This window comes from Halomonas sp. ISL-56 (assembly GCF_018612805.1).
Classification (GTDB): Bacteria; Pseudomonadota; Gammaproteobacteria; order Pseudomonadales; family Halomonadaceae; genus Vreelandella.
Genome location: NZ_JAGGRO010000017.1, coordinates 26,728 through 43,649 on the forward strand (window position 1 = coordinate 26,728; position 16,922 = coordinate 43,649).

The window sequence follows — 16,922 nt, forward strand, 5'->3', positions numbered from 1 at the left end:
CTACTTCTTCGCTAGCTCGCGCATAGCGGTTTCCAGACCTTCCATGGTCATGGGGTACATTCGGTCTTCAATGATCTCGCGAATCAGCGCTGTCGAGTAAGTGTACTCCCATGCTCGGGGCGGCATAGGGTTAAGCCATGCCAGTCTGGGGAACGTTTCGCATAATCGCTTAAGCCAGACGCCGCCCGCTTCGTCGTTGAAGTGCTCGACACTGCCGCCGGGGTGAGTGACCTCGTAAGGCGACATGGCAGCATCGCCGACAATCACCACCTGGTAATCCGCGCCATAGGTATGCAGAACATCCATGGTTGGAATCCGCTCGTTACCCCGGCGCATATTGTTTCGCCAAACGCCTTCGTAAAGGCAGTTATGAAAGTAGTAGTGTTCCAGGTGCTTGAACTCGGAGCGGGCCGCTGAAAACAGTTCTTCACAGACGCGAATATGGTCATCCATTGAGCCGCCCACATCCAAAAATAGCAGCACCTTCACCGCGTTGTGGCGTTCAGGGCGCATCTGCACGTTGAGAAGCCCGGCGTCCTTGGCGGTTTCGCGGATGGTGCTGTCTACGTCGAACTCTTCAAGCGCCCCCTGGCGGGCAAACTTGCGCAGGCGGCGTAGCGCCATTTTGATATTACGCGTGCCCAGCTCCAGCGAGTCGTCATAGTCACGAAAACGCCGCTCGTCCCATACCTTGGTGGCCCGGCGGTGGCGGGAGCCATCCTGGCCGATACGAATACCTTCCGGGTTGTAGCCGTAGGCGCCAAAGGGGCTGGTGCCGCCGGTACCAATCCATTTATTGCCGCCAGCGTGGCGCTCTTTCTGCTCTTCCAGACGTTTTTTAAACGTCTCGATCAGTTCTTCGAGGCCGCCCAGGGATTCGATCTTGGCTTTCTCTTCGTCTGTGAGCTGCTTCTCAAACTCCCGGCGCAGCCAGTCGTCGGGAATCAGCGCCTCAATGGCGGCGTCCATGTCCTCAAGGCCTTTAAACCAGGCGGCGAAGGCACGATCAAAGCGGTCGAAATGACGCTCGTCCTTGACCATCACCGTGCGGGCCACTTGGTAGAAGGCCTCCATATCTGCGAATACCACGCCGCGTTCCACCACGGCGTGAAGATCCAGCAGCTCACGTAGTGATACCGGAACGCCCGCACGTTTGAGTGTTTCGAATAGGCCAATAAACATGGCTTAGCGGCCTGTGCCTTTCTGGCGACGAATCATAAACGCCAGGCGCTCAAGCAACTGGGTATCCTGCTCGTTTTTAACCAGTGCACCCGCCATGGGGGGCAGCGCTTTTGACGGGTCGCGGTTGTAGAGCGCTTCTTGGGCAATATCGTCGGCCATCAGTAGCTTGAGCCAATCGACCAGTTCAGAGGTTGAGGGCTTTTTCTTAAGGCCTGGCGCTTTACGCAGTTCGAAAAATACCTCTAAGGCTTCGCTGACAAGCCGGGGGGCGATATTTGGGAAGTGCACATCGACAATCGCCTGCATGGTCTCGCGGTCAGGGAATTCGATGTAGTGGAAAAAGCAGCGGCGCAGGAATGCATCCGGCAGCTCTTTCTCATTATTCGAGGTGATGATGATAATCGGGCGCTGTTCGGCACGAATCGTTTCGCCGGTTTCGTACACATGAAACTCCATACGATCCAGCTCCTGGAGCAGGTCGTTGGGAAATTCGATATCGGCTTTGTCGATCTCGTCAATGAGCAGCACCACGCGCTGATTGGCGGTAAAGGCTTCCCATAGCTTGCCGGGCTTGATGTAGTTGGCGACGCTCTCAACCCCTTCGACACCCAGCTGTGAATCGCGCAGGCGGCTGACCGCATCGTACTCGTACAAACCCTGGGCCGCCTTGGTGCTGGATTTGATATGCCAGGTAATTAATTGGGTATCAAGAGATTCAGCCAACTCTTCGGCCAATAGGGTTTTGCCGGTGCCCGGCTCGCCCTTGATCAAAAGCGGCCGCTCAAGCACCACGGCGGCGTTCACCGCCTGCTTAAGCGCGTCGGTTGCGATATAGGAAGAAGTGGATTCAAACGCCATGGGAGAGCCTCGGCTTGTCGAAAGCGTGTGTATAAAAGGATTCAAACAAGTGTACGTGAGGGTCGCCTTCAAGGCCAACAGCCTTCTCTATCGCATCTTTTTTACACCTGCCAATTCGGCGGCACTATGCCCTGGCGCTGCATTTGTCGGTAGACCGTGGGTCGAGAAACCCCCAGCGCGCGAGCCACGGCGCTTATGTTCCAGTGCTGTGCCTTAAGCATTTCCAGCAATGTGTGATCGGTGTTGCCATGAGTGTCTGCAGGCTTGTGGTGGCTCTGCTGGGTAATGCGTTGGCTAAGGCACTGTTCGGGCAGGTCGTGAACGGTAATTTCGTCGCTTTCCGAGGTAGCCAGGGCAAACGCCAGCGCATTTTTAAGCTGGCGAATATTGCCGGGCCAGGCGTAGGCGAGCAGGGCGCTGATGGCATCGGCGCGCAGGCGGGACGAATGACGACCGCCGCGTTCGTTGACCACATCGTTAAACACCTGACGAATCACGTAGAGCTTATCGGCGCGTTCACGCAGCGCAGGCAGGCGTAGTTGAGCCCCATTAAGGCGATAGTAGAGGTCTTCGCGGAACTCGCCCTGCTCGATCATCGCATCAATATCACGGTGGGTGGCGGTGATTACCCGAATATCGACCTTTACAGGCGTGTTGGCACCCAGCGGCATGACCTCCCGCTCTGCCAGTACGCGCAGCAAACGGGTTTGCAGTGACAGCGGCATATCACCGATTTCATCCAGAAACAGTGTGCCGCCGTGGGCCTGGGGAATTAGCCCGCGCATACCTTTGGAACGGCCACCGGTAAAGGCGCCTGGCTCGTAACCAAACAGCTCGCTTTCAATCAGCGCTTCGGGGATAGCGGCGCAGTTCACTGCGATAAAGGGCCCTTTGGCGCGTTGACCGCTGTTATGTAGTGCTCGGGCAACCACCTCTTTCCCCGTGCCGGTTTCACCGCTGATCAGCACATTAACGCTGGCTTCGTTGCGCAGCCGTTCGGTCAGCTTCTGGACTTTGCGCATGGCAGGGTCGTCTGCGCCTAAGCGTGCCAGAGGCTCCGGAAGGCCGGAGGGAGTCGGATGCGCTTGAGCCGGGCGTGGGCGTCGCGGCTCCAGCAGGCTAATAAAGTAAATGGTGTTGTCTACTCTGGCACGAAAAGCGCGCAGTTGGTCGTCGGTGGCGCTGTTGATGCTAAGCACATCGGCGATATCACACTCGAATAACTCTCCTAGCATGGGCGTAGGGTCTATCGACCAGGGTGGCCAGCGGCGCCGGTGCTCGGCGATCAATTCACGCCCTACGGCATTGGCAGCAATCACTTGCCCGTTCTCTTCAATGGCAATGAGCCCTCGTCCGTTAACGTGTACAAACTCTCGCGAGGTATCCAGGCGCACCATCAGGCAGTCGCGATAGCGCTGCAGGAAATAAGCATCCTCAATCATGCGCGCGTAGAGCGTTACCAGCGAGAGGCTGAAATTTTGGCTCTCATGCTGAGTAGGTGATTGCAGCGCGGAGATATCCAGCACCGCTATGACATTGCCCTGAGGGTCAGCGATAGGTGCGGCGGTGCAGGTGAGCGAAATATGCGAGGCGTCGAAGTGCTCCTGGCGGTGGCAGATAATCGCCTGGCGGTCGTGTAGGCAGGTGCCTACGGCACAGGTACCCGCAAAGCGCTCGTCCCAATCGGCTCCCAGGTAGAGGCCCGCTCTGCGCAGCTGCTGGTCTTGATTAGGGTCGCCGCGAAACTCGACTGTTATCCCCCGGTGATCGGTGAGAAGCAGCACATAGCCTAGCTGGGCGATTTGTTGATAGAGCTGGTCAACCCCAGCGCGTGCCACGTGCAAAAGTTCATCGACAGATTCCCGATGCTCAATCAGGGTCTGCTGGGGTACAACGCGGGCAGGGCGGGGTCGAGTCGGGTCGAGCTGGTACTCGTTTAGACAGCGCAGCCAGGAGCGTCGGATGGTCGCTTGAGCCGGTAGCTGCGGTACGTCCAAGCCTTCGCCGAGCTGGAAAACATGCTCGATATGCTGGCGCTGCACCGATTGCAGCCGTGCAGGCAGGGGCAATTGAGAGGGCATGGCGTGATTCACTCTGGAGATTGTTATTGTCCTTCCAGCCTATGCGCTCTGGCGTGGCTGTCAACGCAGCGCTATTACGCCGTTAGTCGCGGGTTACACCTGTAACGGCTGACTGTAAACCATGTGACAGGTGTACGCGCTGCATAACGCCCAGTTGGTAACGGTTTTTTAGTTTTTATTTTAATTTTTCAATAGCTTGTAGTTTGTTTTGAGTGATTGGCATAGCGGGTGCTTAGGGTTGAGTGTCACAAGACAGTCAACAATAACAAACCTGCATGGAGTACCCGCTATGTCAGAGACACATACTCAAGCACAAACCCAGCAAACCGCCACGGCCACTGTTCAAGGCTGGTTGAGTAATTTTGATCAGGCGCTGCAAGCCCAGGACATTCAGGGTGTGCTCGCGCTGTTTAATGAAGAGTGCTACTGGCGCGACTTCCTTACCTTCACTTGGAATTTAAAGACCTGCGAGGGCAAGGATGCTATTCAAGCCATGCTCAATGCCACTTTGGAGAACGCGCGCCCTTCAAACTGGCAGCTAGAAGGCGAAGCGACCCAAAATGGCGATATTACTGAGTCGTGGTTCACCTTTGAGACTGCGGTTGCCAGCGGCAAAGGCTACCTGCGGCTGAAAGAGGGTAAGTGCTGGACGCTGCTAACCACGATGCAGTCCCTACACGACTTCCCTGAACCGCGTAATCACCACCGCCCCAAAGGCGCTGAGCACGGTGCCAATAAGCAGCGTGAAACCTGGCTTGAAGCGCGAGAGCGTGAAGAGGCAGAGCTTGGCTACACGCAGCAGCCCTACTGCGTAGTGATTGGTGGCGGCCAGGGCGGTATTGGCTTGGGGGCACGGCTGAAGCAGATGGGCGTGCCGACCATTATTATCGAGCGTAACGAGCGTGCGGGGGATTCCTGGCGCAAGCGTTATAAGTCGCTCTGTCTGCACGATCCGGTCTGGTACGACCACCTACCCTATATTCCTTTCCCTGAAAACTGGCCGGTGTTTGCGCCCAAAGACAAGGTAGGTGATTGGCTGGAGATGTACACAAAAGTGATGGAGCTCAATTATTGGAGTTCCACCGAGTGTCAGAATGCACACTTCGACGAAGCCGCAGGCGAGTGGGTGGTGAACGTCAAGCGTAACGGCGAAGCGATCACTTTGCGACCCAAGCAACTGGTGATGGCCACCGGGATGTCGGGAATGGCTAATGTGCCGACATTCCCTGGCGCGGAAAGCTTTGCAGGGGAGCAGCAGCACTCCAGCCAGCACCCCGGGCCGGATGCCTACAAAGGTAAGAAGTGCGTCATTGTGGGCTCCAATAACTCCGCCCACGATATTGCCGCCGCGCTATGGGAGCACGATGCTGATGTGACCATGTTACAGCGTTCATCTACCCATATCGTTAAGTCGGATTCGCTGATGGAAGAGGTGCTAGGGCCGCTCTATTCCGAAGAGGCGGTGGCCAATGGTGTTACCACTGAAAAAGCCGATCTGATTTTTGCCTCGATTCCCTACAAGGTGCTGCCAGATATTCAGCGCCCGGCATTTGAGGCGATAAAACAGCGCGACGCAGAGTTCTATCAAAAGCTGGAAGACGCAGGCTTTCTACTCGATTTTGGTGACGATGACTCCGGTCTGTTCTTGAAGTATCTGCGCCGGGGCTCGGGTTACTACATCGATGTGGGCGCCTGTGATCTGGTCGCCAATGGCGATATCAAGCTGCGCAGCGGCGTAGGCATTGAGCGGATCAATCCCCACTCCATCACACTGACCGATGGCAGCGAGCTAGAAGCAGACTTAATCGTTTATGCCACCGGCTATGGCTCCATGAACGGCTGGGCGGCGCGGCTTATCTCCCAAGAGGTGGCGGATAAAGTGGGCAAATGCTGGGGCTTAGGCTCTGACACGACTAAAGACCCCGGCCCATGGGAGGGCGAGCTGCGCAATATGTGGAAACCCACCCAGCAGGAGGCGCTGTGGTTCCACGGCGGTAACCTGCACCAGTCGCGGCACTACTCACACTATTTGGCGCTGCAGTTGAAGGCACGCATGGAGGGGCTGGAAACGCCTGTCTATGGTTTGCAGCCGGTTCACCACACGTCTTAACAGGAAGGGTAACCTATGAGTCAGTCCATCAGTCAGCAAACGATGCAGGCCGCGGTGTGGTACGCGGCAAAAGACCTTCGCGTCGAACAAGTACCGGTTCCCACTATCAACGATCCCCATGCGGTGAAGGTAAAAGTCGCCGCCTGTGGTATCTGCGGTAGTGATCTGCACGAGTACGCCGCCGGGCCAATTTTTATTCCGGTGGGTAAGCCGCACCCGATTAGTGGCGAACAGGCGCCGATTATTATGGGCCACGAATTCGCCGGGGAAGTGGTTGAGGTCGGCGATAAGGTAACGCGAGTGAAAGTGGGCGACCGTGTCGCTATTGAGCCGATTCTCTCGCCTAATAAAGACGGCGCCTACCAAATGGAGCGCTATAACCTGACGCCCATGCTCGGCTTTCACGGCCTCTCGGGCGGTGGTGGCGGCTTCTCTGAGTTCACTGTGATGGGTGAGCACATGGTGCATAAGCTGCCAGATGAGCTTAGCTACGAGCAAGGCGCCCTGGTAGAGCCCGCGGCGGTAGCGCTACATGCGGTGCGTCAAAGCTGCCTGAAAGCCGGGGATAGTGCGGCGGTATTCGGCGCAGGGCCCATTGGCTTGATGACCATTGAAGCGCTAAAAGCGGCCGGGGCAGCGCAAATTTATGCCGTTGAGGTGGCGCCTTCTCGAAAAGCCAAAGCCGAAGCGTTAGGCGCCATTGTGGTTGACCCGCAGCAGGAGGATGCGGTGGCAAAAATTCAATCACTGAGCGGTGGCGGCGTGGACGTGGCGTTTGAGGTAACTGGCATTCCTGCGGTGCTGAATCAGGCGCTGCATAGCACCCACGAAGGCGGTGAAGTGGTGGTGGTCAGTATATGGGAAGGGGAGGCCAGCTTTCAGCCTAACGATCTGGTCATTAAAGAGCGCACCATGAAGGGCATTATCGCCTATCGCCATGTGTATCCAGCGGTAATGGCGCTAATGCAACGGGGCTATTTCCGGGCCGAAGATATGGTCACCCAGCGCATTCCCCTGGCGGACATTGTGGAGGAGGGCTTTGAGGCGCTGTTAAACGATAAGGCTCAAGTGAAGATCATCGTGACACCCTAGTGACTTTGATGATTTCTAGACGCTAGCTAACTCACATGATGCTTTGTGATGCAAAAAGGCTACAAATTGCGCAATGCTGGTGCAGTTTATTTGCTGCAATGCGAGAGAGATCAATAAAGATCAAACTATATTTTATTAATACATTGTTTTATATGTATTTTTTAAAAATTGGCACGCAAATCGCAATATATATGGCAAAGGGTGAGTGAATAGAGAAACAACGGCTTAGATAGCTTGCTTCTCTCCCTTCTTCACCTACATCGCTACCACTTAGTAGCGATAAACCGAGTGAGCTGGCGTGCTCCACCTGGGTCCCCTTCGGGGGACTTTTTTTATGGCCGAATTTTATGTACGCATTTTATAAAATAGAAAAACTATCAGGGCGCACTTTCTTATAACAATATTTCACAAGACATTTGGAAACAGTGTTCGTATACTACACTCTGTACAGGAAAGTAGGATAGCAAGTACCGCAATCCCAAGCGCATGGAACTGCGCACTGCATAGAGGATGACCCTGATGAGTAATATGAAACTGATTTCTGCCGCTGTTATCACCGCTAGCTTTGCACTGGCAAGCCAAGCAGCACTGGCCTATAACGCTGGTGACGTATTTGTTCGTGGCGGCGTTGCCCAAACGGATACGGGTTCAGGTAATGGTAATCTGAATGGTGATTCACTGAACGTGCAGAGCGCTCGCGGCTTTACCTTCGGTGCTGGTTACCTGTTTACCGATAAGGTGGGCGTTGAGCTCAACAGCTCTGAGAAGTTCGAGCACGATCTGAATACATCTGCTTTAGGTGATGTGGGTAGCGTAGATCGTCTGCCTATTAACCTATTAGTTAACTACTACCCGATGGGTGGTCTGGATTCCAAAGTTCAGCCTTACGTGGGTGCTGGCCTTAATTACACACGCTTCTCTGGCGAGCCTAGCGGTGTAAACGTTGATGAGAGTTATGGCGCCATCGGCCAAGTGGGTGTTGATCTGGCTGTGACCGATAACATCATGCTCAATGGCTATGCAAGCTATGCTGATGTGAACGCTGATATCAACGTGGGCGGTGAAGTCGACATTGAACCTGTCACCATTGGCGGTGGTGTTACTTACCGCTTCTAAGTTTCGTTTCTAAGTTCCATCTGGCTACACTTGATAGCCAGACACAATTCAACGCCCGGCCATGTGCCGGGCGTTGTTTGTTTTAGTACTTGGAAAGCGCTGTTACAGAGCTTAGGGCGTGAGATTTGCAAAGCCACTTTCTGTCACCACCACATTATCTTCAATACGAATACCGCCACAGGGCGCAAGCTGGTCGACGAGCTGCCAGTTAATAGGCAGATCCGTATTGCGCAGCGGGGCGAGGAGCATATGGATAAAATACAGCCCGGGCTCAATGGTAATGACCATGCCAGGGCGCAGCGTGCGTGTAAGCCGCAGCGCTGGGTGCTGTTCTGGGGCAGGGGCTGGCGTGCCATCCGGGTGGCGTAACCCAGCCACATCGTGTACCTGGAGGCCCAGAGAATGACCCAGTCCATGAGGGCAGAATGCACGCGTAATGCCTTCGGTCACCGCTTGATTGGCGGTACCTTTAAACAGATTGTTAGCCACCAATATTTCGCCTAGCTGCTGATGCATTTGCTCGTGCAGTGATACAAAACTAACGTCTGGTGCTACGTCTTTGACCAGCGCATCTTTTAACCCCTGCATGGCGGTGACCAGCTCGCCAAACACAGAGGGTGCATCGGGGCCTACATAAGTGCGGGTAATATCGGCGCAGTAACCGCGAAAGCGGCGGCCTGCATCGACCAGCAGGCTGTAGCGCTGTTTCGGCGCGCTAAGGTCGTAGTGTTGGTAGTGCAGAACCCCAGCATGTGCGTTTAAGCCAATAATATTTTGGTAAGGCACGTTTGATTCGCGCTGACGGCTGGCACCCAGGTACGCCAATTGAATATCCAGCTCAGCGGATGCCCCCATAAAAGCGGCTTGTGCGGCCTGGTGTCCCGCTATCGCTAGGCGGTTGGCTTCACGAAGACAGGCGATCTCATAGGGCGTTTTAAACAGACGTAGTTCATCCAGTGCCGTAATCACTGGCTCGGGTTGAACGTCAGCCTTTGACGCCAGTTGGGCACCGCTGGTGAGTCGCCCGATATCACCAATAACGGCGGTTTTGCCGGTCAATGGTGGGGCGATTTTATCGCTGCATAGGTGGATGTCGAATTCAGTTACCCAGGGCTCTTCGGGTAACTGAGTAGGCAAATGCCAAAAGTCGGCGGGCGCATATAAGTAGAGCTGTGGGCGTTTTTCGGGCTGAATAATCAGCCAGCTATGCTGCACATCAGCTAACCCCACCCAGTGCATCAAATGCCCATAGGTTTGAAAAGGCGGGGCATGGTCATCAGCAAAGTGCGTGCTCGCGTGACCACTATAAATTGCTAGGCTATCCAGTTTTTGGTCAGCCAGAATTTCAGCATAAGCATGCTGTAGATGCGCGATATGGTCGCGTTGCAAGTTAAATAAGCTAGTTGACATTTAAAACGGTGCCTTCTGTTAAGTAAGCTTTATCAAATACGCCTTCTCAAACAAGCTTTCTCAAATACGTGCTTAGGCACGTGGCGGAGTAAGCTCGCTCCAGAACCCATCCAGTTCAGCATGGTGATGGCTTTGGTGGCGATATAGCCGTAGTTCCATGGGTACATCCCAGCGGCTATCACCTGCTCTTACCAGAGTACCTTGAGCAAGCTCCGCGGCCACGTTGCGCTCAGGCAGCCAGCTCATTCCATAGCCCAGCAGCACCAGCTCTTTAATGCCCGCCGCGTAGAGATTTTCACTCTGCGCAGTTAGAAAGGTGGTTTGCGGAAGCCTGGCTAAGTGGGCTTTTACCGCAGATCCCAGCAACCCGCGCTTAGGGTAGGCAAGCCATGGCAATGGCTGGGAGCGCGATCCTGGCAACAGTGCGCGGGGTTTGCCCTCTGGGGTTAGCCCCGTCACTGGAATCAGTCGCTCATGCCCAATCACGCGATAGTTGCAGGCGCTAGTGTCGATATCCAGGTCGCAGCGTCCGATCGGCCAGTAGCAGATCGCCAAGTCGCACTCGGCTCGAGCTAAGGCTTGAAAATAGTCATTGGCTACCCAGCCGGTCGCCCGCAAATAGGGCTGAACGCGATCTTGCCAGCCTGTAGAGGCTAGCCATTCCGGTAAAAAGTGCGGCAATAGGCTCTGCGGCGCGGCGACCATAATACGCCGCTGCTGACCTGCGTTAATCTCGCGCACTCGGTCACGGGTCAAACGCACTCGCTCAGTCACCTGTTCGCACAGGGTCAAAAATTCCTCCCCTGCCGGGGTGAGCGAAAGCGGTAGCGTTTGACGATTAATCAGCGTTACGCCCATCTCCTCCTCAAGCAGTTTAATCCGCCGGGAGAAGGTGGGCTGGGTAACGTGTTGATCATCCGCTGCGCGAGAGAAATGCCGCGTTCTGGCCAGGGCGATAAAATCTTCTAGCCAGCGAATTTCCATGCGCTACCTCTTAGTGCAGGAATCAGTGCAGGAATTAGTGCAGGAATAAATAGCCGCCTCACAGGCGCCCCTCCTCAACAGCGTGGCACGCTACACGGGTTCCATCACCCTGGGTTTGCAGCACGGGAATCTCTTGCTTGCAGCGGGCGTTGGCATGGGGACAGCGACCATGGAAGACGCAGCCGCTGGGTAGATTAACCGGAGTTGGCACTTCGCCGGTAAGACGAATATGCTGGGGGCGGTCATCCTTCAAACGTGGAATCGCCGAGAGCAGCGCCTGGGTATAGGGGTGGCGCGGCTTTTCAAACAGCGTGGCCGTAGTGGCAATTTCACACACCGTGCCTAAGTACATCACCGCTACCCGGGTGCCAAAATGTTCCACCACTGCCAAGTCGTGGGTAATGAACAGATAGGTCAGATTACGTTCTTGCTGGGCTTCCATCAGCAGGTTGAGTACCTGGGCTTGAATGGAGACGTCCAGCGCAGAAATGGGCTCATCGGCAACGATAAACTCCGGATCCACGGCCAGCGCACGAGCAATGGCGATACGCTGGCGTTGCCCGCCGGAGAACTCGTGACCAAAGCGCTTACCCCAGTCTGGGTCGATACCCACCGAGCGCATCACCTCTTCCACCTTGTCGAGAATCTGCGGCCGTTTCCAATCAGGATGGTGCAAACGCAGCGGCTCTTCCAGAGTTTGTTGAATTGTCATGCGTGGATTGAGCGACGCATAAGGGTTCTGGAAGATCATCTGCATGCGCTTGCGATACGGCAGCAACTGGCGGGAACTCAAGTTGTCGATGCGATTACCATCGTAGCGTATTTCACCTTCAGACGGGGTTAGCAGCCCCATAACGGTGCGAGCCACGGTGGATTTGCCACAGCCTGACTCGCCCACCACGCACAGCGCTTCACCGCGTTTGATATCCAGATTGACGCCGTTAATAGCGTGAACGTGTTCCTGGTGACGCACCAGTTTACCGCCCTTAAAACGCAGCTGATCCAGAAAATCGCCAGAGAGAGAAAAACGCTTTTTAAGATCGCGAATCTGCAGCAGCGAGTCGGCGCTCTCTTCATTCTGCGTGTGAGGCGCGTTCAGCGTTTCTGCCTGTGCACTCATAAGGTTTCCTCTTTCAAACGGCGATCTTCGAGCATTTCGGCGACCATATGACACGCTACGCGGCAGTTGCCGGATTCGACAAATTCTGGCACCTGCTGGGTGCAGGCGGGGCGGGGCTGACCATCGGCACGATTGATAAAATCGCAGCGTGGATGAAACGCGCAGCCGCTCGGCAGGTTAGAGAGTGACGGCATGCTGCCACGAATTTGATTGAGCTTCTCGCCCGGTGTTGCCATTTGTGGCAGGGCGTTGATTAACCCCTGTGTATAGGGGTGCTGCGGGTCATTAATAATTTCCCGGGTTGGCCCTTGTTCAATGACTCGACCGGCGTACATGACCAGCATGCGCTGGGTAACTTGGCTGACCACGCCCAGATCGTGGGTGATCAAAATCAGCCCCACGTTATGCTGCTCGCAAAGATCTAGCAGCAGCGCCATGATTTCGGCCTGGATCGTCACGTCGAGTGCCGTGGTAGGCTCGTCGGCGATAATAATGTCTGGATTAAGGAGTAGCGCGATGGCGATAATAATCCGCTGGCGCATACCACCGGAAAGCTCGTGGGGGTACTGATCCAGACGCGTTTCTGGCGAAGGGATTTGCACCTGACGCAGCTTATCCAGAGCAATCCCGCGAGCCTCTTTGGAGGAGATGCGTCGGTGCGCTTTTAAGCACTCGACCATCTGTTCGCCAATAGAGAGCACCGGGTTGAGCGTCATCATCGGGTCTTGGAAAATCATTGAAACGCGATTGCCGCGCACTTTTCGCAGACCGCGCTCAGACATGCGGTTAAGCACCTGACCGTCAAAAGTCACCGTGCCGCCGGCGATAAAGCCCGGTTTGGCAATCAGGTTGAGTAGCGAGAACGCAGCGACGGATTTGCCTGCGCCGGACTCACCGACAATGCCCAAGCGCTCACCACGCTCAAGGCTGAAACAAATATCGCGCAGGGCGTGTACGTCACCTTGGCGCAGCGCAAAACGGACATCGAGGTTGTTGACTTCAAGTAGTGCCATGGTGTCCTCAGCCTTTGTAGAGTCGTGGGTTCATGACATCACGCAGCCAATCGCCGAGTAGATTGATCGACAGCACCAGCACCACCAGTACAGCACCTGGAATCAAGGTGATCCACCAGGAGCCTGACTGAATATAGTCAAAGCCAGACTTGATCAGTGAGCCCAGCGACGGGTGCGTCTCTGGCATACCCAGTCCCAAAAACGACAGTGCCGCTTCAGAGATAATCGCGTTGGCAATCTGCACGGTGGAGATAACAAAGATCGGCGACATGGTGTTGGGCAACACGTGGCGGAACATAATCCGTTTGCTGCGCAGCCCCATCACACGGGCAGCGTCAACGTACTCTTTGTTCTTCTCTGCCAGCACTGAAGCGCGCACGGTACGCGCATATTGAGGCCATTCGGCCAGGCCGATAATCAGGATCAGCATCATCACCGCGTACTGGCTATAGAAGGCGCTGCCCATGGTCGCTTTGACCAAGGCGCCTACCACAATGGCGACCATAAGAGTCGAGAAGGACAGCTGAATATCCGCTAGACGCATTAAGATAGTATCAACACGACCGCCTAGATACCCCGCCATCAGGCCGAAAGTGACCCCTAGAAGGGCCTGCAAAATAACTGCGCCGAAGCCGATCAGTAGCGAGACACGGGTGCCATACAGCACTACCGACCACAAATCGCGGCCCTGAGCGTCGGTACCCAGGGCGAAGCGGTCATCAGCTCCATCGATCCAGAAGGGCGGTAGCTCGGATGACATGATGTCGATCTGAGAGAGGTCATAAGGGTTTGTGGGTGCCAGCAGCGGTGAGGCAAAGGCCGCGATCACCATGCAAATAAACACAGCCAGGCAGAGCTGGGCAGTGTAATCCCGTTTAAAGCTGTACCACATATAAGAGTCGCGTAGGCGCGCCCAGCGGCTGGGTGGAGCGCTCGCGGGGGAATTAGGTGTCATACTCATGCGGGCTTCCCAGTCAGTTTAACAGTGGGGTTCACCATGCCGTAGATCAGATCTACAATCGTGTTGGTGACCACAAAAATAACCCCGACAATCATCAGGTAGGTCACAATTAACGGGATATCGGCGCGGTTAATCGCGTCTAGGAACATCAGTCCCATCCCCGGCCATTGGAAAACGGTTTCGGTCAAAATGGTGTACGCCACCATGGTGCCGATCTGCACGCCGCCCACGGTAATCACTGGCAGCATGGTGTTCTTGAGGGCGTGAACGAAATACACCCGACGCATCGAAATGCCTTTAGCGCGGGCGTACTTCACATACTCCGACTGCAGGACTTCCATCATTTCAGCGCGAATCAGGCGAATAAACAGCGGTAGCATGATGGAGGCTAGGGAGACCGCCGGTAGTACCAGATGCTGTAAACCGTTCCAGGTCGCCAGGTTGGTGTCCCAGTGACCCACCACGTTGACGAGATCATAGCCACGGCCGAAGGAGGGCATATTACCTTCGGTGGAGAAGAAAGCATTGAGCCATGCGCCCCAGCCGGTACTTTCTGGGAACAACGTAACGGTGACGCCAATGGCGAAAATCTGAATCAGTACAATCGCGGTCAAAAACACCGGAATCGAAATGCCGATGATCGACACGCCCATAAACAGGCGCGATATCGGCGAGCGCGGTTTGATGGCGCTATACACTCCTATGGGGACTGAAAACAGCACAATAATCAGCGTCGCGGCAAATACCAGCTCCAGGGTGGCGGGTAAATGGCGGGCGATTACTTCTAACGCTGGTTCGCGGTAGAAATACGAGTAGCCAAAATCACCTTGCACGGCATTTTTGGCAAAGCGGACGTATTGCACCAGAAACGAGTCATTGAGGCCTAAGCGCTCGCGAATCTCTGCGCGCTCACTTTCCGGCACCGACTGGCCGACCATCTGCTGTACGGGGTCACCCAGGTTGTCCTGAATGGCGAAGGCCAGCACGCTGATGACAAACATCACCAAAATCGCGTGCATCAGCCGCTTGATTAAAAAGGCAATCATGGCGTACGCCACCTATGTGAAGGGTTCATCAAAGGGAGTAGGGGCATGTAATACAGAGTTTTCCCAGCCTCAAACCGCCATGCAAAAGGCTTCGCCCCCTAAGCGCTTAGGGAGCGAAGCATCCTTGCGGTTTATGCTGAAGTGACTCTTTTGATTTAATGCTAGGCACTTAATCAGCGATGTTGATGCTTAGTCGTCGCTGCGATTAATTACTAGATCACCCAGGTAGGGGAAATCGATGGCGTTGACCACGGGTTCAACCTCAATGCCGTCAGCGGCGGCGTAGGCAAGGTTCTGCCAGTGCAGCATGATGTAGCCTACATCTTCGTAAAGCATAGCTTCGGCTTCACGCAGCATTTCTTTGCGTTTTTCGAGATCGGTTTCGCTATCGGCTTCTGTCACCAATGCATCAATCTCTTCGTTGCAGTAGTTGCCGTAGTTGTACTGACCCGCACCGGTCTCTTCATCAATACAGAAAGAGAGGTACTGGAAGAAGTTAGCGGTATCTTCGGTGTCAGCGTGCCAGCCGATCATCGCCATATCGGATTGGCGAGTATCGTATTCAGGCCAGTACTGCGCCAGGGGCATGGTACGCAAATCAACGTTAATATTGATTTGTGCCAGCATGTTAGCGACCGCTTGGGCAATCTGGGCATCGTTTACATAACGGTTGTTGGGGGCAATCATTTCAACGCTGAAGCCCTCTTCGTAGCCCGCTTCAGCCATTAGCTCTTTGGCGCGTTCAATGTCGTAGCGTGGCGTTAGATCTGGGTTATGACCTGAGTAGCCCTCAGGCGAGAATTGACCTGCTGGTGTGGCGAAACCGCGCATCAAACGGTCGGCAATGGCTTCTTGGTTAATGGCCAAATCGACTGCTTGACGAACACGTGCGTCTTGGAAGGCTTCAACGCGCTCTTCGTTCATTTGGAAGCCAATGATACGTGTACCGTCAATCTCAATCAGGTTGACGCCATCGGCCTCGCGTACACGATCCAGATCGTTAGGCGGAACGGCATCAATAAAGTCGACCCCGCCGGAGAGCAAGGCAGCAACCCGTGAGGCGTTCTCAGCGATAGGTGTCAGTACAATGCTAGATACATTGCCTTCACTTTCGGTATCCCAATAATCTGCAAAGCGTTCAAAATCAACCCGGACACCCTGGCGGCGGTCGGTGACAATAAATGGGCCAGTGCCGGAAACGTTGCGCGAAGCAAAGGAGTTGCCTGCTTTGACGATTTCAGTTTTGTCATTGCCGTCGTCGGTTTCGCCGGTGTAGAACTCGCTATCCATCGGGAAGATGTAGGTAGCCAGGTTGAGTAGCAAAGGGTAAGGTTCGGTGGTGACGATCTCAACGGTATAGTCGTCAACGGCTTCAGCGCTGGCAACCGGCTCAAAAATAGCACGGTAGTCAGGGCTCTCTTTTAGACGCTCAATGGTCCATACCACGTCTTTGGCAGTAAAATCGTTCCCAGAGTGGAAAGTAACGCCTTCACGCAGCGTCATACGCATGGTGGTTTCGTCGACTTGCTCCCACTCGGTGGCCAAGCGCGGTTCAAACTGGAAATCTTTTGTCCAGCGGACAAGCGGATCAAACGCAAGGTGAGAGAAGCGCAACATGCCGCCAGAGAGCTGCTCGTGGATATCGAGGGTTTCAGGGTCAGCGGAGTAACCAATGCGAAGCGTTTCAGCACTTGCGGTCATTGGCAGCAACGCCGTACCCGCTACCACTGCACCAATAACGGAAGCCAGTAAGGTTTTCTTGAGCGTCATATTCGTTCCCTTAAATCATTGTTTATTGTTCGCTTTGTCGCCGTTTGCCTGGCTTGAGGCACTCTTCCCGCTAGGCAAACGTCAGCAAAACAGACACGGTCAGTCTGTAAGCCCTCTTTACAACATAAGCTTACAACCTAGGCTTACAACATAGAGAGTGCTTATCACGTCATACAATC

General features: G+C 54.8%; 13 protein-coding genes. 3 read left to right on the forward strand and 10 right to left on the reverse strand.

Translation table 11 applies throughout. From position 1 onward, the window contains the following. The 3 genes from J7J49_RS15215 to J7J49_RS15225 all read right to left on the reverse strand — a co-directional run bounded on the left by J7J49_RS15215 (window position 1) and on the right by J7J49_RS15225 (window position 4,121). A complete protein-coding gene (locus J7J49_RS15215) occupies window positions 1-1,182 on the reverse strand; it encodes a vWA domain-containing protein (RefSeq protein WP_215093767.1) in 1,182 nt (393 codons plus the stop codon). Window positions 1,183-1,185: 3 nt separating this feature from the next. Next, window positions 1,186-2,040: an AAA family ATPase gene (locus J7J49_RS15220; RefSeq protein ID WP_215093769.1), complete on the reverse strand. Its 855-nt coding sequence runs from the start codon at window positions 2,038-2,040 to the stop codon at window positions 1,186-1,188. 101 nt (window positions 2,041-2,141) lie between these two features. Next, on the reverse strand, window positions 2,142-4,121 hold the full coding sequence (locus J7J49_RS15225; protein ID WP_215093771.1) for a sigma-54-dependent Fis family transcriptional regulator: 1,980 nt from the start codon (window positions 4,119-4,121) through the stop codon (window positions 2,142-2,144). Window positions 4,122-4,410: 289 nt separating this feature from the next. On the opposite strand from J7J49_RS15225, the gene J7J49_RS15230 reads away from it, so the two are divergent. The 3 genes from J7J49_RS15230 (at window position 4,411) to J7J49_RS15240 (ending at window position 8,439) form a co-directional block, all read left to right on the forward strand. Then, window positions 4,411-6,231, forward strand: a complete 1,821-nt coding sequence (locus tag J7J49_RS15230; RefSeq protein WP_215093773.1) for an NAD(P)/FAD-dependent oxidoreductase — start codon at window positions 4,411-4,413, stop codon at window positions 6,229-6,231. Between the two features lie 15 nt (window positions 6,232-6,246). Then, entirely contained in the window at window positions 6,247-7,323 is a 1,077-nt protein-coding gene (locus tag J7J49_RS15235) for a 2,3-butanediol dehydrogenase (protein WP_276204774.1), read from the forward strand. Between the two features lie 519 nt (window positions 7,324-7,842). Further along, entirely contained in the window at window positions 7,843-8,439 is a 597-nt protein-coding gene (locus J7J49_RS15240; protein WP_215093776.1) for an OmpW/AlkL family protein, read from the forward strand. 111 nt (window positions 8,440-8,550) lie between these two features. On the opposite strand, the gene pepQ is transcribed toward J7J49_RS15240, so the two are convergent. The 7 genes from pepQ to J7J49_RS15275 all read right to left on the reverse strand — a co-directional run bounded on the left by pepQ (window position 8,551) and on the right by J7J49_RS15275 (window position 16,743). Then, window positions 8,551-9,849 carry a Xaa-Pro dipeptidase gene (gene pepQ, locus J7J49_RS15245; protein ID WP_215093778.1) on the reverse strand — a complete coding sequence of 433 codons (1,299 nt, stop codon included), beginning with the start codon at window positions 9,847-9,849 and terminating at the stop codon, window positions 8,551-8,553. A gap of 72 nt (window positions 9,850-9,921) precedes the next feature. After that, window positions 9,922-10,833 (reverse strand): LysR family transcriptional regulator, encoded by a 912-nt coding sequence (locus J7J49_RS15250; protein WP_064233415.1) that lies wholly within the window; start codon window positions 10,831-10,833, stop codon window positions 9,922-9,924. 58 nt (window positions 10,834-10,891) lie between these two features. Beyond that, window positions 10,892-11,953: an ABC transporter ATP-binding protein gene (locus J7J49_RS15255; RefSeq protein WP_064233416.1), complete on the reverse strand. Its 1,062-nt coding sequence runs from the start codon at window positions 11,951-11,953 to the stop codon at window positions 10,892-10,894. Then, window positions 11,950-12,966: an ABC transporter ATP-binding protein gene (locus J7J49_RS15260; RefSeq protein ID WP_215093780.1), complete on the reverse strand. Its 1,017-nt coding sequence runs from the start codon at window positions 12,964-12,966 to the stop codon at window positions 11,950-11,952. Before J7J49_RS15260 ends, J7J49_RS15255 begins: the two co-directional genes overlap by 4 nt. A 7-nt stretch (window positions 12,967-12,973) precedes the next feature. Beyond that, window positions 12,974-13,927 carry an ABC transporter permease gene (locus tag J7J49_RS15265; RefSeq protein WP_205634142.1) on the reverse strand — a complete coding sequence of 318 codons (954 nt, stop codon included), beginning with the start codon at window positions 13,925-13,927 and terminating at the stop codon, window positions 12,974-12,976. Continuing rightward, complete coding sequence (locus J7J49_RS15270; RefSeq protein WP_064233418.1) at window positions 13,924-14,973, reverse strand: ABC transporter permease; 1,050 nt, start codon at window positions 14,971-14,973, stop codon at window positions 13,924-13,926. The genes J7J49_RS15265 and J7J49_RS15270 overlap by 4 nt, the downstream gene beginning before the upstream one ends. Window positions 14,974-15,162: 189 nt before the next feature. Beyond that, the gene (locus J7J49_RS15275; protein ID WP_064233419.1) at window positions 15,163-16,743 is read right to left on the reverse strand and encodes an ABC transporter substrate-binding protein; all 1,581 of its coding nucleotides are present in this window, start codon (window positions 16,741-16,743) and stop codon (window positions 15,163-15,165) included. Between the last annotated feature and the right edge of the window lie 179 nt (window positions 16,744-16,922).